Source organism: Paenibacillus sp. JJ-223, assembly GCF_927798175.1.
Classification (GTDB): domain Bacteria; phylum Bacillota; class Bacilli; order Paenibacillales; family Paenibacillaceae; genus Paenibacillus; species Paenibacillus hubeiensis.
Genome location: NZ_CAKMMP010000011.1, coordinates 216,146 through 240,997, shown reverse-complemented (window position 1 = coordinate 240,997; position 24,852 = coordinate 216,146). Strand labels below are relative to the sequence as shown.

Annotated in this window: 22 protein-coding genes; 11 read left to right on the top strand and 11 right to left on the bottom strand. The window is 51.6% G+C overall.

Translation table 11 applies throughout. From position 1 onward, the window contains the following. The first annotated feature begins 35 nt into the window (after positions 1-35). The gene (locus L6H98_RS19985) at positions 36-494 is read left to right on the top strand and encodes a cupin domain-containing protein (RefSeq protein WP_236417726.1); all 459 of its coding nucleotides are present in this window, start codon (positions 36-38) and stop codon (positions 492-494) included. A gap of 108 nt (positions 495-602) precedes the next feature. Here L6H98_RS19985 and L6H98_RS19980 read toward each other — a convergent pair whose 3' ends face one another. Continuing rightward, positions 603-1,430 carry an aldo/keto reductase gene (locus L6H98_RS19980; protein WP_236417719.1) on the bottom strand — a complete coding sequence of 276 codons (828 nt, stop codon included), beginning with the start codon at positions 1,428-1,430 and terminating at the stop codon, positions 603-605. 329 nt (positions 1,431-1,759) lie between these two features. On the opposite strand from L6H98_RS19980, the gene L6H98_RS19975 reads away from it, so the two are divergent. The 4 genes from L6H98_RS19975 (at position 1,760) to L6H98_RS19960 (ending at position 5,393) form a co-directional block, all read left to right on the top strand. Then, on the top strand, positions 1,760-3,016 hold the full coding sequence (locus L6H98_RS19975) for a DUF445 domain-containing protein (protein WP_236417717.1): 1,257 nt from the start codon (positions 1,760-1,762) through the stop codon (positions 3,014-3,016). A 385-nt stretch (positions 3,017-3,401) separates the two neighbouring features. Next, entirely contained in the window at positions 3,402-3,773 is a 372-nt protein-coding gene (locus L6H98_RS19970) for a hypothetical protein (protein ID WP_236417716.1), read from the top strand. Between the two features lie 15 nt (positions 3,774-3,788). Then, positions 3,789-5,069 carry a hypothetical protein gene (locus L6H98_RS19965; RefSeq protein WP_236417715.1) on the top strand — a complete coding sequence of 427 codons (1,281 nt, stop codon included), beginning with the start codon at positions 3,789-3,791 and terminating at the stop codon, positions 5,067-5,069. A 51-nt stretch (positions 5,070-5,120) separates the two neighbouring features. Next, entirely contained in the window at positions 5,121-5,393 is a 273-nt protein-coding gene (locus tag L6H98_RS19960; protein WP_236417714.1) for a hypothetical protein, read from the top strand. A gap of 163 nt (positions 5,394-5,556) precedes the next feature. Here L6H98_RS19960 and L6H98_RS19955 read toward each other — a convergent pair whose 3' ends face one another. Genes L6H98_RS19955 through L6H98_RS19940 form a run of 4 tightly spaced genes read right to left on the bottom strand, consistent with a single transcriptional unit; the run spans position 5,557 to position 8,358 of the window. Beyond that, the gene (locus L6H98_RS19955) at positions 5,557-5,910 is read right to left on the bottom strand and encodes a YxeA family protein (protein WP_236417713.1); all 354 of its coding nucleotides are present in this window, start codon (positions 5,908-5,910) and stop codon (positions 5,557-5,559) included. A gap of 37 nt (positions 5,911-5,947) precedes the next feature. Continuing rightward, positions 5,948-6,679, bottom strand: a complete 732-nt coding sequence (locus L6H98_RS19950) for an ABC transporter permease (RefSeq protein ID WP_236417712.1) — start codon at positions 6,677-6,679, stop codon at positions 5,948-5,950. A gap of 12 nt (positions 6,680-6,691) precedes the next feature. Then, the gene (locus L6H98_RS19945) at positions 6,692-7,444 is read right to left on the bottom strand and encodes an ABC transporter permease (RefSeq protein WP_236417799.1); all 753 of its coding nucleotides are present in this window, start codon (positions 7,442-7,444) and stop codon (positions 6,692-6,694) included. Next, positions 7,441-8,358 (bottom strand): ABC transporter ATP-binding protein, encoded by a 918-nt coding sequence (locus L6H98_RS19940; RefSeq protein WP_236417711.1) that lies wholly within the window; start codon positions 8,356-8,358, stop codon positions 7,441-7,443. The genes L6H98_RS19945 and L6H98_RS19940 overlap by 4 nt, the downstream gene beginning before the upstream one ends. Positions 8,359-8,627: 269 nt before the next feature. Between L6H98_RS19940 and L6H98_RS19935 the strand changes: the two genes are divergently transcribed. From L6H98_RS19935 to L6H98_RS19915, 5 genes are all read left to right on the top strand, one after another. Continuing rightward, positions 8,628-9,344 carry a response regulator transcription factor gene (locus tag L6H98_RS19935; RefSeq protein WP_236417708.1) on the top strand — a complete coding sequence of 239 codons (717 nt, stop codon included), beginning with the start codon at positions 8,628-8,630 and terminating at the stop codon, positions 9,342-9,344. After that, positions 9,344-10,729 (top strand): HAMP domain-containing sensor histidine kinase, encoded by a 1,386-nt coding sequence (locus tag L6H98_RS19930; RefSeq protein ID WP_236417706.1) that lies wholly within the window; start codon positions 9,344-9,346, stop codon positions 10,727-10,729. Before L6H98_RS19935 ends, L6H98_RS19930 begins: the two co-directional genes overlap by 1 nt. A 350-nt stretch (positions 10,730-11,079) precedes the next feature. Beyond that, positions 11,080-11,262, top strand: a complete 183-nt coding sequence (locus L6H98_RS19925) for a type A2 lanthipeptide (RefSeq protein WP_236417704.1) — start codon at positions 11,080-11,082, stop codon at positions 11,260-11,262. Positions 11,263-11,475: 213 nt separating this feature from the next. Next, entirely contained in the window at positions 11,476-14,811 is a 3,336-nt protein-coding gene (locus L6H98_RS19920) for a type 2 lanthipeptide synthetase LanM family protein (RefSeq protein WP_236417702.1), read from the top strand. Next, the gene (locus L6H98_RS19915) at positions 14,804-17,026 is read left to right on the top strand and encodes a peptidase domain-containing ABC transporter (protein ID WP_236417700.1); all 2,223 of its coding nucleotides are present in this window, start codon (positions 14,804-14,806) and stop codon (positions 17,024-17,026) included. Before L6H98_RS19920 ends, L6H98_RS19915 begins: the two co-directional genes overlap by 8 nt. 195 nt (positions 17,027-17,221) lie before the next feature. On the opposite strand, the gene L6H98_RS19910 is transcribed toward L6H98_RS19915, so the two are convergent. The 4 genes from L6H98_RS19910 to L6H98_RS19895 all read right to left on the bottom strand — a co-directional run bounded on the left by L6H98_RS19910 (position 17,222) and on the right by L6H98_RS19895 (position 21,440). Next, a complete protein-coding gene (locus L6H98_RS19910; RefSeq protein ID WP_339275736.1) occupies positions 17,222-17,977 on the bottom strand; it encodes a YcnI family protein in 756 nt (251 codons plus the stop codon). A gap of 78 nt (positions 17,978-18,055) precedes the next feature. After that, complete coding sequence (locus L6H98_RS19905; protein WP_236417699.1) at positions 18,056-19,780, bottom strand: copper resistance protein CopC; 1,725 nt, start codon at positions 19,778-19,780, stop codon at positions 18,056-18,058. 171 nt (positions 19,781-19,951) lie between these two features. After that, entirely contained in the window at positions 19,952-20,608 is a 657-nt protein-coding gene (locus tag L6H98_RS19900; protein ID WP_236417698.1) for a response regulator transcription factor, read from the bottom strand. Position 20,609: 1 nt separating this feature from the next. Beyond that, positions 20,610-21,440, bottom strand: a complete 831-nt coding sequence (locus L6H98_RS19895) for a histidine kinase (protein ID WP_236417696.1) — start codon at positions 21,438-21,440, stop codon at positions 20,610-20,612. 305 nt (positions 21,441-21,745) lie between these two features. On the opposite strand from L6H98_RS19895, the gene L6H98_RS19890 reads away from it, so the two are divergent. Next, complete coding sequence (locus tag L6H98_RS19890; protein ID WP_236417693.1) at positions 21,746-21,913, top strand: hypothetical protein; 168 nt, start codon at positions 21,746-21,748, stop codon at positions 21,911-21,913. Positions 21,914-22,084: 171 nt separating this feature from the next. Here the strand turns inward: L6H98_RS19890 and L6H98_RS19885 are convergent, their stop codons facing one another. Then, positions 22,085-23,902 carry a diguanylate cyclase gene (locus L6H98_RS19885; protein ID WP_236417689.1) on the bottom strand — a complete coding sequence of 606 codons (1,818 nt, stop codon included), beginning with the start codon at positions 23,900-23,902 and terminating at the stop codon, positions 22,085-22,087. A 304-nt stretch (positions 23,903-24,206) separates the two neighbouring features. Continuing rightward, positions 24,207-24,797, bottom strand: a complete 591-nt coding sequence (locus L6H98_RS19880) for a DUF5317 domain-containing protein (RefSeq protein WP_236417686.1) — start codon at positions 24,795-24,797, stop codon at positions 24,207-24,209. Between the last annotated feature and the right edge of the window lie 55 nt (positions 24,798-24,852).

Genomic DNA, 24,852 nt, shown 5'->3' with positions numbered 1-24,852 from the left:
GTCTCCAAACTGAAGTGGAAGGAAGGAAATTGGTTATGACGACACATGAACTTTCGCCTCTCGTAGCTGCGCTCGACATGCAGCCGCACGTTGAAGGTGGTTGGTATAAGGAAGTATGGAAAGCATCCTATCAAATTCCGCAGTCCGTGCTGCCTGAAGCCTATTCAGGCCCGCGCTTTGCGGCGAGTTCGATCTATTTCCTGCTTCACCCGCATGAATTTTCCGAATGGCATACAGTGCTGTCGGATGAACTGTGGATGTGGCACAGCGGAAGTCCGATCGAACTGAAGCTGGGCGGTACCGGCGAGCGTCCGGAAAATGAGGAAGTCCATGTGCTCGGCATGGATATTGCCGCAGGACAGCTTCCGCAATTGCTTGTGCCGGCAGGTGCTTGGCAAACGGCGCGTCCGCTTGGCGATGAGCCGGTGCTCGTTTCGTGCGTGGTGGCGCCAGGTTTCCACTACGACGATTTCAAACTGGTAGCCAAGGGCTGATTTGGCTTATCGGAAGCATGCTAACCATTGTTAACATTCATTCCACAACAAACGAAAACCCCGATGCAGACATGAGCCTGCATCGGGGTTTTTTGGCATCATTATTTTTTAGAAATTGAAGTTGTCGGGGTCCGAACCGAAGCGTTTGTTTTCGTTCAACCCGTTAATTTGCCGGATGTCTTCCAGCGTCAGTTCGAAGTCGAACAGATCGGCATTTTCCCGAATGCGCTGCGGTGTAACGGATTTGGGAATGGTGACGATGCCGTTCTGAAGATCCCAGCGCAGAATGACCTGGGCCGGGGACTTGCCATACTTGGCTCCGATTTCTTGGAGCAGCGGATGTTCCAACAAATGGCCCTGGCCAAGCGGAGACCATGCTTCGACCTGGATTTTATGTTTACTGCAATAATCCCGCAATTCCTGTTGGTTCAATAGCGGATGCAGCTCAATCTGATTGACGGCAGGAACAACGGTTGCTTCGGTCATCAAATCCTCCAGATGGTGAATTTGGAAGTTGCTTACGCCAATGGCGCGAATGCGTCCTTCCCGATGCAGTCTTTCGAGCGCGCGCCACGTATCTTTGTATTTTCCTTTGACCGGCCAGTGAATGAGATAAAGATCCAGGTAATCCAGCTCCAGGCGCTCCATGCTGGCCTCGAAGGCAGCAAGCGTGGATTCGTAACCCTGGTCGGAATTCCAAACCTTCGTTGTAATGAACAAATCTTCACGGGCAATGCCGGATTCGCGAATGCCTTGGGCAACGCCGGTTTCGTTGTTATAGGCTTTGGCGGTATCGATGCTGCGGTAACCGGTTTCAATCGCCGTTCTGACGGCGTCCACGGCTTCTTGTCCGTCCTTCACCTTGAATACGCCAAATCCAAGCCATGGCATTTTGACTCCGTTATACAGCGTCGTCGTGTCCTGTACATGTTTCATGGTCCGAAATTCCTCCTTTGGTTATGTCGATGTGTTCTCCGTGTGCTTCCCCGGATGTGTGCTTGGCCCTGCAGGATGATTCCAACATTTATTATACTAAAGCTGCTCCTCCGTCGGCAAAGTTTATGGACCATGTTGGACATGAAGACCAGCTGTTTTTTTCCTTATTCTACAGGAAGAGGTTTGGATTTGATGCGCACGGGTGATAAGATGAAGTATAACGAGTCAGGGGCTTTGCTTCCGCTGACGAAGGATGATCTCAATTGAACGGATGCGGCTCGAACGGCAACTAACGGGGCGTGTCATTAACCATAAAGGAGCAAGTGGAGATGAAGAAATCGAAACATACCAAAACCGCGGCGGCCTGGTCCCTCGTCGTCATGGGGGCGGGATTTGCCGCATCCTTGCCGTTCCAAGGCTCGATTGCCGGCAAATTGCTGGTGGGGTCGTTCGAGGCCGGTTTGGTGGGAGGACTTGCGGACTGGTTCGCCGTCACGGCATTGTTCCGCCATCCGCTCGGCATTCCGATTCCGCATACGGCCTTGCTGCCGAAGAATCGGGCGAAAATGACCGAAGGGCTTGTGTCTGCCGTGGAGAACAACCTGCTCAACAAGGAGAGCATCACGGAGAAAATCGCCGGATTCAAAGCAGCGGAGATGGTGATGGATACCCTTATGCGGGAACTGCATACCGACGGAGCCAAGCAGATGATGGATACGCTCTGCAAACGCATTCTGGCCGGGCTGCCGCTGGAGCAAATTGCTCCCATCGTGGCGGCAGAGATCAAAACGCAAGCCGGGGCATTCGATCTTGGACCGATTCTGGAACGGGCGATATCGCAGGTGAGCGAAAAAGGGTATGACGCCAAGGCACTGGACTATGGCTTGAAGCAGGCTGAGGAATGGCTGGTGAAGCCGGAGACGGTCTACGTGCTTGGCGAGAGCGCCATGAAAGCGATCGGCGGCATCCAGATGAATGGGCTAATGCAGTTTGCGATGAACGCTTTTCTGGGTTACATGAACGAAGAGAAGATGGGCGCGATTTTGCAGGGGTATCTTTTCGACAGGGTAGAAGACATGAAACGCGAAGGCAGCGCCCTCCGCTACAAAGTGCTTGGCCTTGTCCGTGAGCAGGCCTCCAAGCTAGCTTTCAGCGCCAAGGTGCAAGACGGGCTGAATATGTGGAAGAACGACATGTTGAACCAATGGGATGCCGAGCAGACGGTGCTTAACAAATTGACCGAGCTGCGCGACAAGGCCCTTAGCGCCATGGAGGATGGAGCCTACGTAGAGGCGTATGCGCTGCCTGCCATCAGCAGGATGCTGACGGATCTGCGCTCCGACGAAGAGCTGCTGTCCGGGCTCAACGCCAAAATCGTGGTAGGCGTCACGACGTTGCTGGAGAAGAACCATTCCAAGATCGGCAGCCTGGTCCGCGAAAACGTCGAGAAAATGGACAATAAAACGTTGATTTCGCTGATCGAAGACAAAGTGGGACAAGATTTGCAGTGGATTCGGATTAACGGCGCGGTTACCGGTTTTATCATCGGAATCGTGCTCACGGGACTACGAATGGTGCTGGAATAATAGCGAGAACCCAGAATCGTCTGGGAAAAGGAGAGAGCCGCAGAGCCGCTGGGAAGCGGCTCTCTTTGGCATGCGTTCGTGCCGTTATGGCACAAGGATTGCAGAGGGTTCAAGGAAAGCTTGGTTAACAGCACAGCATGTTGCATCGGACCGACAAGCGGGTAATATAGACCGGGACACTTTGCCCGAATCATTTTAGGAATAAAGTTTCACAAAAACGATGCTGACAGCCGATATGGCCGATGTTGATTTTGTACTATCATTCATCTAACAGGCAAAATAGCGGATATGGAGCAAACGGGTCTGCATAGATTCATTATGGGGCGGATTGACTTCAGCGTCTGTTTTTCGCAGGAAACTCAATGGGGAAGAGAAGGTGACCCGCATGAAGCCGAGAAAACCTTGGGTGATTTTGTTAGTCGTGACGATGTTGTCTATGTTCGTATTGGGGGGGTGCCAGAACATGAAGGAAAGCGAAAAAGAAGCCTTGTTCAAGGAGGCGGAGGCCAAGGCTGTCAGTTATTTCAAGAACAATTATGAATTGGACGTGGCGATTACCAGCAAGAAGCTGCTGCCCGAAATGGCAATGAACGAGATCGGTCTGGAAGGCCATGTTCAGGGACACGAGGAACAACACTTCAGCATTTCGTATAACTATGACAAAAAAACCATGGTGGGCTTCGTCATGAGCCCGGAAATCAAGGAAGCCATCATAGCGAATGGATACGATCCGTTTGCGAAGCCGCAGGCCGAATAGGGAGGGGAGAACAGTTTGAGCCAAGGACAGAAAATCGATGACGAAACGTACAAGACGATGTCCCAGCTTGCCTACCGCGATTTCAAAGAAGGGGACGAGGTGCAGGACTTGCCGGGCTGGAAGGTGCTTGAAGACAGCCATGGGAACAAGAGGTCGGGATTCGATGCGGTGACCTTTTACAACCCGGAAACCAATCAGGCGGTAATCGCTTATCGGGGAACCGAAGGCAGTGCCGGACTGGATCGCATGGCTCCCGACTTGTTCGCGGACGGACAGATTGCGCTTCCCGAGTTGGGGCGCAAAATCGATCAAAGCATGGATCTGCGGCCCGACTGGCTGTCAGGAGGCATTCAGAAGGTCAAGGACGTTACGGGCATGACCGCAGTGGAAAATTTTTTCGGCGAAGTGGATAAAGGGATCGATAAACACCTTTCCTTTGGACCAAACCAGATGTACGAGGCTGAGGATTATGCCAAGGATATGCAGAAAAAACACAAGGATCTGGACTTTTCGCTGACAGGACATTCGCTTGGCGGCGGTAATGCGCAGTACGCCGCGGTGTATACGGGCCTGCCTGCAGTCACGTTCAGCGCGCCATCCGTCATTTCAAGTCTGACGCCGGGCATGAAGCGTAAGGCCGAGGATGGAGAATTCGACAGCCAGATCATCAATTTCGGGCATCCGGGCGATTTCGTGGCCAGCGGGTTTTTTGGAGGATACGACCGCCACGTCGGCTCTACCTATTACATCGATTCGAATTACCAAGACATGAACGACGACATGAGCATGATCGACAAGATCAAAAACACCTTCGGGGGCAAAGATTATCATAGCCTGGATCGCTATGAGTTCGAAAATGGCTACGTGTCCAACGAATTGTACGACCCCGTCACCGGCGAACGGATCGCACGCACGCCAAGACAGCCGTCCAACGCGCTGAGTGATCTTGCCCTGTTTATGCGTAACATTGGCATTCGCGCAGGCGAAATTGCCATGGGGGCGGTTGCGGGCACGATCCAGGTTACCCCGGAAGAACTCAAAGACGTGGCCACTCGCTGGAAGCAGCATGCCCAGCAATGCAACGGGGAACTGAACGCGGTGCGGGGCCGCATGATGCAATATCTGCATTCCAGCCGCAGCCGAAGGCTGGAGCCGATCGTTGGCCAATTGGATGCCTCGATGAACGAACTGGGTACTTGGCATATGAAACACACAAGCCAGTTTTTGAACTTCATTGAGCAAAAAGCCGAAGAATTCCGGCAGGCGGACCAAACGCAGGTTAGTTTTGCCCGATAGGGCATAGTCACTTGTTGCCTGGTTAGAAGGTGTACATAAGGAGGGAGCGAAGTGAACGGACAATTGCTTGTAGAGCTCAATGATCTCCGGACTGCGGAAAGGGAGCTGTCCCAGCTGCTGGTGCGCCTGCAGGCGGATGAACAGGAAGCGAGGGCGCTTTACAAACGGTTGGAAGACTGGAAAGGGCAATCGGCCGATCATGTCAGGCAGCAGATCGAAGCCTTTTTTGCAGGTCTGTCGAGCCGCATACAATCCATTGAGGAGCAGAAGCGGAGTTTATTGCAGTATATTGAGGCCATGATCCAGACGGACCAGTCGAGGTAAGCCATTTGCACCCCATCCGATCCGGTTCATAAAATAAATTCCATGGACTTTATAAATTGAACCCCGGCAATATGAACGGAGGCAGCTGCCCTCCGTCCGTATTACCGGGGTTGTTTGGTGCGAGGAGATGAATACGGCACGCTTCCGTAGGCGATTCCGGATGCTATTGGGAAGATAACTGTCGTGCTTCGCCAGGAAGATCATTTGCACTGACCTCTTCCCAATGCGTGACTCCGCGCAAGGTGGTTACGTACAATTTCAGGAATGCGCCCTGCTGAAGCGGCTTGCTTGCGGTAAAGCTGAGTTGTTTCGATTTTCCCTCATCCGTGTAACCGGTCAGCTCATACGCGTATCGGCCATTGCTATCCGTCGTGGCGCTTTCCTGATTTACGACGGTGTAATAAATCGTTTTGCCTGCCGGATTGTCTGGGGTCAGCTTGGCCGGATTCATGAAAAACAGCCACAGGCCAGTCAAGATGACCAGTCCCACAGCCAGTAAGGTGAATGCTTTTTTCATGGGGACCTACCCTCCTTAATGGATGATGACGTTTGTTTTAGGACGAGACGATGTCCTTGGTTTTCAGGCGATGTATCGACCAGAAAGCAAAAATCAGTATAAACGCGATATTCATCAACATAAACAGGACGTTCTGGGCCCGTGTGAGTCCTGTCTGGCTCAGGACGCCCATGCCGATGGTCAGCAGAGAATGGGGAAACAGCATGCCGATTTTGAGTACGTACATCCCCAAGCCAAGGAAGACGGCGCACAGGCCGATACCGATCGGCGTGGCGAAGCTGCGGATGCGGATCGACAGGCCGAGCTGCAAAGCGGCGATCGATAGGGATGCGAACCAACCGCGCAGACTCCATATGATGGTCTCCATGGGGAAGGCGTCAGGAATGGCAAACAGCTTCCCTGCAGCCCAATACATAAACATAAAGAACCCTTGGGCTGCCAGAATCAGCACGCCGACGATAACCAATTTTGCCATAAAGAAGCTGGTAACGGACATCGGGGACGAGAGCACCATGTTCCAATTACGATTGTTATGCTCCAGTCTGCAGACGAAGGCGCAGCATATCGCGATCAGGATCGGCAGAAAAAACTCCCCGTAAAACAGGCTCACCTGCGTCCAAAGGCTGTACCATCCATTCTGAAGTGCGGCCTGGTTGAAATAATAGTTGAAGCATCCGATCAGCAGGCTGATAATGGGCAGAATGGCCAACACCAGGCTGATCCGGGAATGCCTCAGCTTGAGCCATTCGGCGGAAATGCTTCGGATCATGTGGTTTCCTCCTTATACGTCTTGTCGTGAGACATGGATATTGCCCGCGATGTAAAACAAGATTGCCATGAGCAGGGCGGCGGCAAGCAGTCCGCCAGGCAGGCTGCCAGAAACGTAAGACCCCGAGGAAGCGCCATAAATATACGTCACCGGAGTGAGATCCATGTAGTAGGACCAGATAAAAAGGTGCCGAACGCCTGCGGGAAACAAGCCAGACGTCGTTCCGATGAATCCTCCGAGCATGCCAAGGCACAGCGCAAAGGCCTGGTTATGGACGGTGAGCGATAACCATTGTTGAAGAGCGGTAATCGCAAGCGTCGTAAGCAGTGTCCCGATCACGAACTGCCCGAGCAGGGAGAACGGGAGAGGGCCCGGTATGTTTTTGGAAAGACCAAAAGCGACGATGAACACGGCCTGAGCCAGAATGCCGTACAGAATCAGGCTGTTGGAACAGACGTACTTGGCGGTGTATACCTCATTGCGCCCGATATTGGTAGTCATCAGCATTTTCCAGGTGCTGCCCTTGTGCTCCATGTCGCAGATGCGGGAGACGACAATCGCCGAGATGATGGGAAGGAACAATCCGTTCATGGAAGCGATGCTGAAAATGAGGGCCTCCCAGTTTGCGTTAGACGCGCTGCGGGAGATGGAAATACTGATAGACATCGCTGCCCAGATCATCTCGGCGGCGAGAAACAGGGTCAGCATGACCCAAATCTTTTTGCGTCGAATTTTGAAATACTCCAGCGCGAGTGCCTTCATTATAAACTCCGCTCCTTCCCGGTAAGATCAAGGAAGATGTCCTCCAGGCTTTTTTTGTGCTCTTCGATGCGCGTTACGGCGATTTCCTGTTCCACCAGAATTCTGTTCAAGCGGGACACTTCCTCATCGCGGAGATAATCGAAGACCAGCTGTTTTTCTTTTGTTTTGGGCATATAACCCTGCGTAAGCAAAATTTTCTCCGCCCGGGCAGGATCTGCCGTTTGGAAATGGATCGTTGCCCTGTTGCTGGCCTGCAGTTCCTGCATCGTTCCTTGGTACATCAATCTCCCGTCACTAATGATGCCGACGGATGTGGCAATCTGTTCGATTTCGGATAACAGGTGGCTGGAGAGCAGCACGGTGATGCCATATTGCCCCGGCAGGGACTTGATCAGCTCGCGGATCTCGCCGATACCGGAAGGGTCAAGGCCGTTCGTGGGTTCATCCAGAATCAGCAGTTTGGGAAAGGCAAGCAAAGCCATGGCGATCCCGAGACGCTGCTTCATGCCGAGCGAATATTGATCCGCCTGCTTGTGCTTCTGATTTTCGAGGCGGACGATTTGCAGCACCTTGTCGATGTTTTTCGCAGGAGCATTCCGCAACCGCTGCATCACTCTCATGTTTTCCAATCCGGTCAGATGGCCGTAGTAGGAGGGGGATTCGATCAGCGAACCCGTCTGGTTCAGGATCGTGGGGCGATGCTTGCTCAGGTCTTTGCCAAAAACCCGTATGGTGCCTTCCGTAGGTTTGATCAAGCCTAGCAGCATTTTTAGCGTCGTTGTTTTGCCGGCCCCGTTGGGACCCAAAAATCCATAGATTTGTCCGGTTTCCACGCAAAGGTTGACTTGATGCACGCGCTCTACGCCGCCGTAGGTTTTGGTCAACTGCCGCGTTTCTACGATGGGTTGTATGCTCATCGTCGTCTCAACTCCATTTCAACTCGATTTATCCCGTTGTCCCCAATATAGCGTCATCGCCTTGCTCCCCGCTGAAGGTAACCTTACATTTACCTTAAATGAAATTGGAAAATATCGGGTGAATGCCTTTATCATGTATAATAAGAAAAAAGTCTGTAGATGTAAATTCATGGAATGTTGGAAAAAGCCGAAGAAAGTTCTTAGTGCAGTGCCGGGGAACCGTACTGCCGCACCAGAAGCGTACCTAGTTTAAAAAAAGGTGATGTGAATTGGATACAATGAAGAACAAAAAAATACTGATTGTGGACGATGAACCTGAAATACGGGAGATGATTGAACGGTTTTTGCGAAAAGAAGGTTTTTTTCGGGTATACACGGCAGACAACTTTGCCAATGCACTCTCGGTATGCAGGATGGAAAAGCCGGATGCCGCGATTCTGGACGTGATGCTTCCGGACGGAGACGGTTTTTCCCTGCTCTCGTCCATTCGCTCATTCTCGGATATGCCTGTATTGTTCTTGTCGGCCCGAGGCGAAGATGAAGATCGATTGCTGGGCCTTGGCTTGGGCGCGGACGATTACATGGTAAAGCCCTTCTTGCCGAGAGAGTTGATTTTGCGGCTAATGGCTATTTTGAAACGGGTATACGCGGCACCGGTCGTGGAAAGATTGCCTGTGTTTCGCCTCGGTTCGCAAGTCATCGATTTGGAAAGCGCAACGGTGCAAAGGGGGGATAGCGAGCATCCCCTGACGGCCAAGGAGCATGCCATTCTGGTCAAGCTGTACGAGAATCAGGGCCGAATCGTAACGAGCGATGCACTATGCCAGGCCGTCTGGGGGGATGAAAGCTTCGGATATGAAAACACGCTGATGGTTCATGTGCGCCGCATCCGGGAGAAGATTGAGGAGGACCCGTCCAAGCCGATGTATTTGCAGACCGTGCGGGGGCTGGGGTATAAGCTGCTCGCTGTTCAGGAGGCGCGTTAATGGATGGGGCCGTCCGCATTCTCAGGCGATTCGTCGGTTCCACCATTCTCGTATCCGTTATGCTTCTCATATTCAACTTAATCCTGCTCGGTTCACTGATCTTTAAAGAGCTTCATGAGGGTCCTTCGCCTGAAGCGGTTGTGAAGCAGCTCTCAAGCGGTCTTGCGGAGGATGGACAGGGAGGTTATGAGCTAAATGCGGAATCCTCCGGCCTGCTTGGTGCGCATCAGGCTTGGGCGATGCTGCTGGACGAGCAGGGGAAGGTGCAGTGGAGCGAGCATTTGCCGACTGAAATTCCACGATCGTACAGCGTAACCGATGTCGCAAAGTTTTCCAGATATTATCTCATGGAGTACCCGGTGTATGTGTGGGAACACGCGAACGGTCTGTTAGTGGTAGGATACCCCAAGAACTCCCACGGGAAATATCAGCTTGATTTTCTCGCAGATTGGTTGAGATCCCTTCCGCTGCGCATCCTGCTGCTATTGGTATGCAATGTAGTTCTGGCGTTGGTGGTGTCCATACTGATCGGAACACGCCTGATTCGCAGCATCCGTCCACTCATGGAAAGCATCCATGCGCTTGCAAAAGGAAAGCCCGTGCATGTGGAGAACGGCGGTATTTTCAGCGACCTTTCCCAGAGCATCAACTCCGCGTCCCGCATGCTGCAGGAAAAAAACGAGGCATTAAAGGCAAGGGACGAGGCCCGCTCGAACTGGATCGCAGGCATATCGCATGACATACGGACGCCGCTCTCCATGATTTTGGGTTACGCAAGCGAGCTGGAGGAGAGGGAGGAGCTGCCCGAGGAGGCCAGCCATCAAGCTGGGATCATCCGTCGGCAAGGAGAACGCCTGCGTTCGCTCGTCAGCGATCTCAACCTGGTATCCATGCTCGAATATGAGATGCAGCCGCTGCAGATGAAGCCGATCCGGCTCTCTGTGCTCGCGAGACAGGTCGTATCCGACTTTTTGAACAACGGGTTGGATGATCGGTACGACATCGTGCTTCAAGTACAGGACGAAAGTTTGCAGGTGATGGGCGATGAGCGTCTTCTATATCGGGCCGTCACGAATTTAATACAGAACAGTATCCGGCACAACTCCGAAGGATGCACGATCCGGCTGCAAACATTGCGTTCTTCAACCGATGGCTTTTGTCATTTTGTGGTGTCCGATGACGGCCAGGGCATTGCCAAGGAGGAACTGTCCGATGTCGTCATGCTGCCCTACGCCGCAGGGCGAAAACGGCCTTCCCGGCAAGGACACGGCTTGGGCTTACCTATGGTTTCGCGAATTGCCCAAGCTCACAAGGGCAAGCTGATCTTGAAAAGCGACGTTGGAGCAGGTTTGTGGGCTGTTATAGAGCTTCCCCTATCCCGATAGGTATCTTTCGGGGACGGGACTCTTTGACGTTTATGCCTATAACAACGATAGAAAGATACATAAGGACGTTTTATATGATTCATTGGATCGTTCAATGCTTTGAGGAGTGCATTCTTTGAACTGTCAAAAGAACTTGGAGTGACGAGGCATTGTAGGCAGGCTGCATTTTTTGTAAAAATGTTGGAAAAAAATTTAAGGAAACTATTTACAAATACTAGAATAGTATGGTAGATTATGAGTATAGAAGATTTACAAAATATTTAAATAATGTAATAAAATGTTTATTTAATGTGGTGTTTAGCTTAATTTAAGCTATTCATAAAAAAATTATTCGAATGGAGGTTTTCTCAATGAAAGAATTCAATTTTGAAGCATTGGGAGCAATCGAAGACATCAGTGATGACGAGCTCATGGTCATTACGGGCGCGGTAGCGGCCATCGAGGCTGCGAAAAGCGGCGGCGTGTTCTGCACGGTGAGTCATGAGTGTCATTATAATTCGGTTTCGCCTTCTTCCTGGTTGACTTGTTGCTAAGTTCTTTTGATCATCTTCAAGCACATGGCTGTTATCAGTTGTGTGCTTGAATTTTTTAAAATTATGGAACATACAGGTTTCAGCAGAGCTGAACCATTCTATATCGCAAAATTAACTTCGTCTAAGAACGGACCATCTTCCTTAAAGTTACGTAGATGGACGTTTTTTCTTATAGGCTTTATATCATCTCGCACAGGACAGGAGTTGGGAAAAATGAGCATGCAAGAACTACTGGGGGATGTTCGATGGAACAATGCCCTATACCTGAACGAAAAATATGAACGCTTCAAGCAGGCCGTGTCGTCTGGACGTGCCTCATGGTCGTCTCTGCATAACCGTACCGCAGGACCGGAGGAATCAGGAGGTCGGATGGCCGATTGGATCGAGAAGTATTTCGGTGACCGGCAGCTTTTGGAGGAACGTTTTGAGGCTGAGCATATGACGTTTGAAGAGGTTCGTTCATTGTCTGAACATGAGGATTGGTCCGATGCTTACACGCACATGGAATGGTATGGGGAGCTGAAGCGCACCTTTTTGGAGAACGAAGATTATGAAATCGAATATTATATCGGGGGCGAGACGGAAGAAATTCCGTTTTTTGAATTTTCCAGGCCATTTCTGCAACGAGTCATTCATATTTTGCAGGAGGGCATGCACGAAGGCTATGAGTGGCTGGACCGCAGGCGCATCACGGGGCTGGTGCTCAAAACCGTATCGGATAAAGTGTTTCACCTGTCTGCCAAAATGCTGATTTATGAGTTGAACAGGTCGAGACTACAGGGAGAATTGAAGGGAGATCATCCTGCCGAGAGGTATAAATATTTCGTCAGGGAGAACTTGCAGCATCGGCATCAGATTCTTAACCTGCTCATCGATTACCCCGTACTGGCCAGAGCCATTGTCGAGCAGACCCGGCGGATTGCGCTAAATCTGCTGACCGTTCTGGATAGGCTTACGCTGGATCGTCGTGACCTGGAAGAGGTGTTTGCTTTTAATTTGGACCGGCTGGAGGATGTCGCTTATCTGGGAGATTCCCACAATGGCGGGGCAAGCGTGATGCGGTTACAGTTTGCCAGCGGTGCCAGCCTGATGTACAAGCCGAGAGATATGGGGATTGACACGGCTTTTGCTAAGCTGCTGCAATGGTTCAATGATCGGCAGATCGCGCTGCCTTTTCGAATGATCAAGTCGCTGGATCGGTCGGATTATGGATGGCAGCAGTTCATTCCTTATAAGGAGGCTGCAAGCCTTGAAGAAGTGGAACGATTTTTCGAGCGGCAGGGGCAATATCTCGCCGTCTTGTATGCGTTGAACGCGACCGATATGCACATGGAAAATATCGTTGTTCATGGCGAGCATCCATTCTTTATCGATTTGGAGTCCCTTCTGCACAATCAACCCTTCCAGTATAACGATGACCAGATAGGGGGAACGGCGCTCGAGAAAACGATGGCCATCCTGAATGATTCGCTGCTGAAAACAAGCATGCTTCCTACGCTCGATGCCAATGCCTTGTACCACAGCGACTTGAGCGGGCTGGCGGGCGATGTGGACCAAGTACTCAATACGTATGAAATTTTGGACAAAAATACAGATACGATGCGAATCAAACGAACGAAGGTTAGCGTAACCCGATTCAATCATTTGCCTTCCTACCGCAATAAGCCGATCAATCCCGAGCGGTACATCCAGAACCTGAAGACAGGCTTCTACCGCACGTATTCCCTTATCATGGAAAGCAAAGAGTCCTTTGTCGATGCGCTGTCTTCGTATTTTCACGGTTGCACGGTGCGAACCATCGTCCGTCCTACCGTTTCCTATTTCAGCCTGATCGAAGCAAGTTCGCATCCCAAATATTTGAAAAATGCGCTGGATCGGAACCTTCTTTTCGACATGATGTGGATGATCGTTCGCCAGGATCGGAACCGGAAAAGATTGTTCGCATACGAGTATTATGATCTGCTGCACGGGGATGTACCGATGTTCAAGACGAGGATCGGAGACAAGCTTTTGTTTCACCATTCGGATCATGAGCCGATCGATGGCGTGTATGCATCGGACATTTTGACGCTGACGGCGGACAAGGTCATGCGAATGTGCCCGGAAGATCTTGAGATGCAGTGGGAGTTCGCAGAACGAACCATTCAAACGAAATATGTGCTTGAACGTTCCTTCGCCATGGAAAAAAGCAAGGATCGCGTCAGGGCGGAACAAATAGAAGGAAAGCGCACCACGTTGTCCGCCGAGGATTACCTGCTTGAAGCATCGAGGATCGGGGATTACATAAAAGAAATTGCCATTGCGGGAGACGACGGTCGGTCCGTATCGTGGATAAGCATGGGAATGGATGCCGACGAGAAGCTGATCTACAAATCCTCCGAGCTTGGTCTGTATAACGGGGTAACGGGAATTGCCTTTTTCTATCTCTATCTGAGCAAGGAGACCGGAAAGAGCGAGTATTTGGAAATGGTGGATCGGTGCACGGAGACGGCCTGGGAGATGATCCGCAAAAAAATGGACAGGAACGTTTCCTTGTTCACGGGATACGGTTCGCTGCTTTACCTGCTGATGCATCGATCCAGCGTCTGTTCCGAACCGGCAATCCATGCGGATACGCTTGAATTGCTGGACATTCTGGAAGAGATGATCGATGACGATCAGCAGCTTGACGTGATATCCGGTTGTGCGGGTACGCTGATCGCCTGCGTAGACATGTACGTTTCCCAATCCTTCGGAAGGGCTTTGGAGGTGGCCAGACGCTGCGGCGATCGTTTGTTGGAAATGGCGCGTCCCATGGAAAGCGGAATCGCCTGGGTCACTTCGGCCATCAATAAAACGCCGCTCAGCGGAATTGCCCATGGAAATGCGGGAATCTGCCTTGCGCTTGCCCGGTTGTACCGCGTGACCGGCCAGACGAAATATTTGGATGCTTGCCTGAAGGGACTGGAATATGAAGAAAGCCTATACAACCCGGAATTGAACAACTGGAAAGACCTTCGATTCACCGATGGAAGCGAGCCGGAGAATCATTATGTCATGTACTGGTGCAACGGTGCGCCGGGCGTTGGTATAGCTCGAGTGGGCATTGCGGAGCAGCTTGGATCATCTGCCGCAGCCCAGAGCGTGGAGACGGACATTCATCGCGCCGTAGCGAAAACGATCGACGACGGATTCACGGAAGTAAGCTATTCGCTATGTCATGGCGATATGGGGAATCTGGAGCTGCTGCTGCTGGCTTCCAGTCATTTCGGCGATCGTGAGCTGGAACAGTATGCTTACGATATGGCAGGCCACATCGTAAGGCAGGTACGCAAAGACGGGCATCATTGGAGATGCGGCGTTCCCGGCCGCCAGCAGATCCCCGGATTGATGCTTGGCTTGGCGGGAATCGGATACCAGCTGCTAAGGCTTCATAATCCCGACTTGCCTTCCGTACTCATGATGGAAGGACCACGAAGCGACAACCGAACGGATCCGGAAGGGACGCTTCATTTGGAGGGCATTCCGAGCAGAGTTGAAACCTATGCGGGGGAGCAGCCTTATGCCTAAGGGAAAGGTGCTCGGGCTATGGCGGGGAAAGCGACGCCGCGTTCCTATTAAATTGCAGATGAACCAGTATGATTGCGGGCCGAGCTGCCTGCACATGCTGCTTTCCTATTACGGTTATGAGGCAGACTTTGCCGAGCTGAAGGAGCGTTTCGCTATGCTCGGCAATGGCCGTGACGGAAGCTCCATGCTCAAAATGAAGGAAGTGGCCGAGAGCTATCAGTTGAACGGAATTGCCAAACGGGCATCCATGGAGCAGATGAGCAACGAATTTTTGCCGGTCATTTGCTTCTGGGAAAACAGGCATTTCGTCGTCCTGGAGCAGATTAGGGCAGGCGGGCAATATGTGGTGGCTGACCCGGCGCTGGGCAGGGTCACGCTTGACCGGAAAGAATTCGAAGAAAAATATTCCGGCATTTTTCTGCTCGTGCACCCCAATGAACATTTCGTGCCTTTAACGGGTAAAAAAATCAGCAAGGTTGGCTATTTCGGAGAACTCATCCGCAGCAACAAAAAATATTTTGCCTGGACGGTAGCGCTGGCACTGGGACTTCAACTCGTATCGGTTGCTTTCCCCTTCCTGATGCAGATATCCATCGATACGGCGATGGGAGAGAGCGGGCAGTCCATTTTTTCGGTGCTGATCGTCAGCATTGCGGCATTGACCCTGTTTCAGATCGGTTTCAGCTATATCAAGGATATGTGTATCGTCAAGCTGCAGGAACTGCTCGATGCACAATTGACGACTCGTTTCGTGTCCCATATGTTGAAGCTGCCATACCAGTATTTCGAGATTCGGTCCCGCGGCGATCTGATGATGCGGCTGAACAGCAATACGACCATTCGGGAAATCGTATCCCAAAAAATGATCTCCACCCTGATCAACTTATTTCTGATCGTAGTGACCTTCACGTATATCGTGATCCAGTCCCGGGTGATCGCTTTTACGTTATTGGGCATCGGTGTGCTGCAGGTGGCGATTTTCGGATGGACGCGCAGCAGATTCAAGAAGCTGACCCAGACTCAAATCGTCGCGCAAAGCCTTGCGGGGTCGTTCATGACGGAAGTGCTTGAGGGAATATCGACGATCAAATCACTGGGCATTGAAGAGCGAACAGAGGATACGTGGCGGGAACTGTTCAAACGTCAATTGGCCACGATCAAGGAGAAGTCGATCTTTCAAACCCGGGTTAACACGGTAACGAATACGCTCAATTTCGTGGCGCCCATGCTGATTTTGTTGGTCGGCTTGTACCAAATCATGCAGGGGAACATGACATTGGGCATGCTTGTGTCATTTCAGTCACTGGCTGCCCTGTTTCTTGGCCCGTTGAATGCGTTGGCGTTGATGCTGAATGAGTTTGTCATGGCGGACACGCTGCTTGATCGGATCTATGACGTCATCCAGGCGGAAGAGGGCGAGAGATTTAAGGAAAAAGAAACGGATAACAACCTGACGGATTTTAAGTTGTCAGGCGAAGTTGCGATCGAACAGGTCAGCTTCAAATATACCGATTATGGATCGGAAGCCTTGAAGAACATCAGCATGCAGATCAAGGCCGGCGAACGGGTTGCTTTGGTCGGCAAATCCGGTTCGGGCAAAAGCACGTTGGCAAAATTGCTGGTAGGGTTGTATGCGCCTACCCAAGGCAAGATTTTCTTTGACGGCGTAGATATGGAGGATTTAAGGCAGCAGGAGATTCGTAACCAGATCAGTATTGTGCTTCAGGATAACTTCGTGTTCAACCGAACGGTATGTGACAATATCAGGCTTCATGCAGAGCAAGCAACTATGGAAGAGGTCGTTTTCGCCGCCAAGCTGGCAGACATTCACGAAGATATTCAGAAAATGCCGATGAATTACAACACTTTGATATCGGAAGCGGGGTCCAATCTGTCTGGTGGGCAAAAACAGCGGGTTGCCTTGGCGAGGGCGCTGGTCAGCAGGCCCAAAATATTGCTTCTGGACGAGGCGACCAGCGCACTCGATACGATTACGGAGGCAACCATTTCACGCAATTTGAGCATGCTCAAATGCACCCAAATCATCATAGCCCACCGCCTTAGCACGATTCGGAATGCGGATAAGATATATGTGCTTGATCAGGGCGAGCTGATCGACGCCGGTACGCATGATGAATTGCTGAGCCGCTGTGAAACGTATGCCGAGTTGGTTGGCGAGCAGCTGATGGAATCGGCTATCCGGCAGTATGGATGAGATCGTGCTGGCCTTCATTCCCCGCATGATAGGCAAATCCCGAATCCGCAAGGCGCCATGGACGGTTTAGAAACAAAGAGAAAGAAGCCACGGCTCACGGGTATTCCGTGCGGTCCGATGGCTTCTTTTCATTCAGCGCTTATCTTTCCTGATGAAGATGTGGAGCGTTTAACGTCTCATTGAAGAAGTGCATGATCATCTTTTTTTGCGACGTGTGGCCAGTGCGATTCCAAGGAAGGACAGGATCAATGCCAAAATAGAAACGATCAGCGTAGCCTGCTGCAATCTCAGCGTACCGGGATCGGAGTCGGTGTTGTTCGGCTCTCCGGTTACCGTATCACTTAATGCATCGCCAAGCGTGGTATTGTCGTTGGACTTGCTGCCATCGCTTGCCTTGTTCGTGCTGCCGGCTGTTCCGTCGCTGTCATGGCCATGACTGTCCGCCGCGGAATCTGCGGCGTCGGGATTGGCCGTAATGGTCGTGATGCTGTGCGGGTAATCCGCATTCGATTCGCCTGTCCATTCCACGATGCTGCCATCGCTGTAATATTGGAACGCATCCCAGGCAACTTCCGCTTCGCGATCCGTGTTCTGGGCAACAAAGTTAAATTGTTGGAATTGTCCGGCCAGAATCCCTTCGTTATCGCCGTCCACTTCCCAAGTGACCATAGTGACTTCGTTGGAATCGTTCTTTTCGGTGGTTACTTTCCAACCGGCCAGCGGCTGGTATTGTTTGAACGAAACGCCCTCAGGTATTTTCAAGGCGATTTTGGTCGTGGCGATGTCCTTCTCGGACGGAATCTTGATCGTATACGTTTGCCATGCTCCTGTCTGCGCGACAGAGGGATTGACGGTAACGTGAGCGCTGGCGAACCCGGCAAAGAGCATGAGGGCGGCGGCTCCGGCAGTTAAAGTGGAAGCAAGTTTGGACATCCATGACGTTTTTTTCAACTTGAGTAACCCCTTTCGTAATGCGTAACTTTGTTTTTTAATGGTAAAGCCAAGGTTTGGAAAAGGATCATCGCCTATTCAGGGATTGTTTGTCTCGAATTCGAATTCGGCATCCAGTGAATCCAGGGACCTTGTCAGTGCGTGTACTTTGACGTGCCAATGGCCGGGCATGGAGAGATAATCCTCGGCTTTATAGATGCCGGCGTCGTTTTTGGGAATGGTAATCTCATAGATGCCCATATCCATATCCAAATGAGTCAGGGAAAGCGTAACCTGTTCCAGATCGTTGACGGTTGTTCCGTCTGCCCGTTTGATATCCACAGTAAAGGTATTTTCACCCGTAACGTTGGGACTGATCTGGAGCGTGATCGCCGATCCGTCCTGGATCGTTTGCGTTTCCTGAAACGGCCCCGATGCGGCCGGTTGTCCTGGCGACAGATGTGTCAGGACAGCGGCAAGAGCGAGCACGACAGCGCCTGCGGCCAGTTCAGCCTTGAGGCTTCCCGAAAGCCGGCCCCCCGTTCCGGTGCGGGCAAGCGCAGCGTGGCGCCATGCGAGTGCCAGCATGGCCATGAGCAGCAGCACTTTGGCCAACAAGACATAGCCATAAGCGGTCGTGAACAGCGATGTCAGGATCGGCTCGGGCAAAATGACCAGGCTGCTATAGATCCCCGTAGCAACCAGAGCGGCCACGGCACCGATTCCCCAGGCCGAGAAGCGGCGAATGGACGCCCAGTAAGCTTCTCCTCTCAAGGACGCGGGGAGTCTGTCCGTTAGCGGCGGCAAACATACAGCCATAGCCGCCAGGGCGCCGATCCAAAATGAGGCTCCGACCAGGTGGATGTAGTCCATGGCAATCGCCAGTACCTTCTCCTCCGCAGCCGCCGGGTGCCCGGTCATGGCATGGGTGAACAGCCAGCCCAGGACAAGGACTAGCGAGCCATAGGAATTCCAGTGCCGCGCCTTCACTGAACGATCGCGATCATATCCGGACAGGATGGTCACAGCGAGCAGCATCAGGAGCAGCATTTGGACGAGCCAGAGCTGTCCGAAGGAGGTCAGTTTTAGCGCGCTGCCGATGAGCGACCAGCTGAATTCGCCGATGGCCACGCCCGATTCATAGATCGTGTTTAGCGGCAGGCTGATGATCGCCGCAGCGGACGCGGCGGCATAGCTTATCCATAACAACCTGTGGCTGCGCGGCACGTCCAACGCTTCGCCGGCGATGGACTTCGGTACGATCCGAAAGAGCAGGAAGGCCAGCGTGCCAAGGATCGTGGACAATCCCAAGTATTGAATCCAGTCGGTCAACGATACCAGCCATTTGAGCGGGCCACCGCCTTGCTCCGCTCCGGAACCTGAGGTCAGGTTCTCAAGCCCCGGTGGCGCTCCTGACGGTGCACCGATATGAAATACATAAACGCCTTGAATGGGGTGCCCGTCGGCAGATACGGCTTTCCAGCTTACCGCATACGTTCCGTTCCCAAGTCCGCTACGAAGCCCGGTTTCCAGCACATGCGGTTTGGCTTCATCGATGCGCACGCTGCCATCGTCCGCCCGGTTGCCGTCCGGTCCGGTAATCACGACGTCATAGAAGGCCGTCTGCAGCGATTCGTTGAATTCCAGCGTGAGTAGAGCCGGTGCGGAGGCAACCGTCTCGTTCTCGCCCGGGCTGGCCTTAACGATATAGGCGTGAGCGGATGCCCATTGCGGCATGGCAAGGCAGCAAAAGAGCAACAAGGAGATGGCAAAGGACCAGTGTCTCTTGGCCCATGCCGGTTTAAATCCGTGAAAAAGAATCAAAAAATCACCTTCAGGTAAGTTGGAATGGTTTTCCTGTGATACGGATCACAATCTATTCCATTATAACTTTGTCCAATTTATAGTTATATGACTACATCGGGCTATAAAAAAACGGATTGCTTTCCGGAAATGTGACAAATGCATGGATGTCTCTACGGTAAGAGCTTGCGTTTACTTACGCAGGTTGCGCCCGGCCAACCCGCTCTCCAGGGCATAGCGGGTTAATTGGACCCTGTTGTCCAACTGAAGCTTTTGCAAAATGTTTTTAAGGTGGTTTTTCACCGTTTGGTCGGAAATGCCGAGCTGTTCTGCGATTTCCCGGTTCGTATAACCGGCAGATACCCACTGCAATATCTCCAGCTCGCGCGAGGTCAACGGGTTATCGGGCACGTCCTGACTGCGCGGCGCAGGAAACTCCTGCAAAATGCGATAGGCCAGCTCCTTGGTCAGCGGCGCATCGTCGGAAACGATGGCACGCAGGTACTCGAGCCATGTGGAGGGCGACAGGTTTTTGAGCAAGTATCCCTGAGCTCCTTGTTTCAACGCTTCGAACAGGTAGGTCACGTCATCCGAGACGGTAACCATCACGATCATGACGTAAGGAAAACGCAGCTTGATCAGCCGGGTGGCTTCCAATCCGTCCATATCGGGCATCTGTACATCCATCAAAATCAGATCCGGCATCCATTGCTCCGTCAATGCGAGCGCATCATGGCCGCTCGCGGCCGTAGCGATCACTTCGAATAAGCGGTCCTCGGACAAAATGCTGCAGATCGCTTCGCGCGCATGTGCATGATCATCCACAACCAATACGCGTACATGCTCCATATCAGTCATTCCCCTTTCCGATCGTTATGCGGGTAAGCCCCGGCTTGGATTCCAGCGAAAAGAACCAGCTCATCTGCGCGGCACGTTCTTTCGTGATTCTCAGTCCGTATCGTTCCTTAAGGGCAAACGGGTCACCGTTGATCCCCACGCCATTATCCTCGATTCGAATGGTCCAGAACGTGGAATCGCCTTTTGCATCAATCCGGACATCCGTGGCCTCTGCATGCTTGCGTACGTTCATCAATGCCTCGCGGATGCAAGCCAAAAGTTCGACCTGCTCTTTCGGCGTCAAAAAGGTGGCATCGAGCTGCCAATGAACGCGAGCTGAGGGAACGGTATCGTTGACAATCGATTTGACCTGGCCGAGAAGGGGTGCCTTTCCCGGCATGGCCGAATGTCCCGGCACGTATCGGAGCTGGGAGATGGCTTGCCTTACATAATCATTCGCTTCTTGAACCGTTTTGCGAATTTCACGGATATCTCGCTCGTGTTCGCTTCCGGCCAGGCTGCGCTCGGCTTTATCCGTTTTGACGGAGAGCAGGAAGAGCGACTGGGCAATGCCGTCATGCAATTCCCTGGCCAGCTGATCCCTGGCTTCCAGCGCAGCTTTGGTGGATCGCTCCTGCTCCAGAGCAGCCCTGGCACTCTCCAGCATATTGAACAGGCGGCTGAGCAGCGTTACGCTGACCAGATACACGATGACCGGCGTAAGCCAGTTTCCGGCGTCCATGGAGAGATAGGGCATCAGAAACTGGTGGCGAATATACTCCCATAGTCCGACCGTGACGGTTGGAATAAGCAATATCATCCATTTGATCTGTTTGTAGGACACCAAGCATAACCCCTTAGATAGAATTCAAAGTCAACAAACATGACAAGATTGATGGCATGGCCTCATTATAACGCAACCGTTCTCGAAGACCATAGCCCGGTGGGGGGATATGGCGATTGGGCTGTATGCAGGAGCATCCGGGAGGATCTTTGCGAACAGACATGGTGGGTATCCCTGATGAACTGTTAAGCCCGATGTGGAGGGCTAAGCATGGATGACCCCGTTTTCCCGAACCGCCAAGGTTCTTTATACTTATATAGAGCGTTAAATGATGACAAACCATGTTAAGGAGTGAATGCATCAACATGAATCAAGAGGTATTGGAACGTCGCAGCGAGTTGCTCAAAAAAAACATCCATCAAATGATTCTGCAGGATAATCAATATGGAATCAGCCGCCAGGACAGCATGTTTTTGCAGCAAATGATCAAGGAATTGGTTCAGACTTCGCATGAACTGAACGCTCAGCGATAATAGCGTTCGTAGAACAGGGAATGGGTTCGAATACGAATTATGGCCGCCTGCATGAACAGTGTTTTCTTGGAATTTAATATTTCGAAAAAAAATGGCGCTATCCCCGGATTGTATGGGGATAGCGCTTTGACGTTCTGCTGAACTACAGTCCGGTTATACGGGTCAGGAGCGTTAGGAGAGTTTGGTTTGGATGTACCCGATAAACAGTTCGACCAGTTCGGGATCGAATTGCGTGCCTGAGCACCTGCGAAGCTCATCGATGGCTTCCTGCATATTTTTCGTTTTTTGGTAAGGCCGCTCCGTCGTCATCGCATCGAATGAATCAATGACCGTCAGCATGCGGCATAACCGCGGAATTTCGGCCCCCTTGAGGCCGTAAGGATAACCTTTCCCGTCGTACCGCTCATGATGCAGCTCAATGTAAGGGATCAGGTCCGCAAACCGCTCGTTGGTCATGACCATTTTTTTGCCCCAGGTGACATGGCCTTTGATCGTTTCCCATTCATCGGCGGTGAGCTTTTCTTTTTTGTTGAGCAAAGACCAGGGGATTTCCAGTTTGCCGATGTCGTGAATCAATGCACCCAGCACGAATCGCCGTTTGTCGGCATTGTCCAGCTGCATGCGTTCACTGATATCGATCGCGTATTTGTATACCCGTTTCGAATGTTTAAATGTATCCATATCCTTGTACCGGAACAAGTTGAGCTGCTGTTCGATATCCCGCACGTCCTGCACCAGGTCGATCTCCTGCTCCATGCCGTCGTTGCTGCCATGGCGATGCACATTGTTTTTGCCTTGTTTCTTGGCGTAATAGAGTGCCTTGTCCGCCTGGTCTACGAGTTGGGACTTGTTGTACATATCTGTTTCATATTGCGCAACGCCAGCGGAAAAGGAAAGGCAGCCATGCGGGAAAACCTCCACACCTTCAAAAGGAGTATCGTTCAGTTGTTTGCGCAGTGCATTCATGAACGTAAACGCTTCGTCCACCTCCAGGCCCGGCATGAGCAAGGTGAATTCTTCCCCGCCGTAACGGAAAGCGGTAAACGGTGTGCCTTTCGTTTTTTGGATCAGAAATTTGCCGAAAAAAGACAACAGGCTGTCTCCTTGCAGATGCCCGAAGCGGTCGTTGTATTTCTTGAAATCGTCGATGTCGATTAATCCCAGAGAAAGCGACGTTCCTTGAATGCGGGTCTTGGCCAGCTCGCTTTCGAGCATGTTTTCGAAATAGCTGTGGTTGAACAGTCCTGTGCGCTGGTCCTTGTTGGCCTTTTCCTCAATGTCCTGATACATGAGAAACAGTTGTTTGAACGCATGCGACAGCAAAATGGTAAGACTGAGGTACAGCAGTAATCCAAGTACGCCGTTATGGCTAACCAGTATCGTTAAAACCAGCGCGAGAATGAGTGTACACAGGTAGACGAGCAGCGACTCCGTGACGAAGGCGCGTTTCATCTGCTGAAGGGCATCCTTGGTTGTGAAATGAAAGAAGAGTCCAAGCGTGAACGTATTAATAATGAAGTACGCCGCCAGCGCAGCAATATAAGGGAACAGGTTGTATCCGTCCAGCAGGCCGGGTTTGCCGCCAGTCCAAGCAAATACGGCTGCGGCCCCGGCGATCATGAGGACATAAATGCTGAAATTGATGATATGCTTCCACCAGGCAAGCTTGCGATCCTTGATCAGAAGAATGAGAGAGACGGGAAGCAGCACCGACAGGCTGAAGGCGCCGCCGAACATGAAGATGCATGCAAGATATACGGAAGAATCCATCGATTGCTGATTGCCTTTGGGCGGTATCTGGAACGTGAAGTAGTCGAGGATCAGCGCGGCCCCGAGCATGGTATATACCATAACCCAATCATCCATGGAGAGATGAAAATAAGACCACCTGTTCATATACAGAAAACCACCGATACCCGCGCAGCATAGCAAAATGGTATACACGCTGCTGCGATCTGCTTTATGGATAAGGTTACGAATGAAGTTCATGCCAATTCTCCCGCTTGATTTAGTCTGCTCGTGATGTTGTATCCGCTTATACTATATCGATGTATACCATAACAAGTTGCTGGGCAAAAATCCAGAACGAAAAAACAGGCTGCTTGGGCAGCCTGTTTTCGTTAGTTGGCAAGTTTGGAGTTATTAGCCGCCAAGCTTGTATCCGGAAGTTAAAGCCACAACAACGGAAGCTACGATGATTGCATTGATGACAAGGCGAGAATATTTGATGTTTTCAAATTTTTTCATGGATTGAACCTCCCTTCCTTGGAATCGGATGGCAGAACCATTCCGTTTATGCCTGACGTGCTTCGGGAGCCTTGGCTTTCTTCCGGTTCTTGTCCACCATCATGTGCTGAATAAACAGGAAGATGCCCAAGTTCATGACCACATCGCCGATGCTGATGACCTGGGTGCGCGGATAGGGACTGGACAAGGGGATAATGTCACCAAGGAAAGATAGCCGGGTAGAGGCATCCATCGCAAAATGTTTGGAGACCGCACCCCCTTGCTGCAATAAATCCACATAGTACGGACCCAGTACCTCAGAAGCCTCCACTGAAACGGGCATCCGACCGCCATTCGCCGCCATGACGGCAAAATTGAGAAATACCCCGATCCAGATCAATGTAAACCCCGGATACTTCCTATTCATCCAGAGGAAAACGAGACCGGTGACATACACGGCTCCAAACAAGTAACCATTAATAGAAGCAACCCAAGTCCACTTCTCCTGTACGTAAAAAATCAGAAACTGGCCAAGCAGCAATAACGGGAAAATCCAGCCGCCTTTCAACTTTAACGTTGAAAATTGGGCAAGACCATGGCGAAATCCGCCCCGAAACAGCCCGACGATCACACCGATCAAAATCCCATCGTATACCATGGAAAACTCCTGTTCTTGCAGATATGTGTAAGTAAATGCGTGTTTATGTATCTAT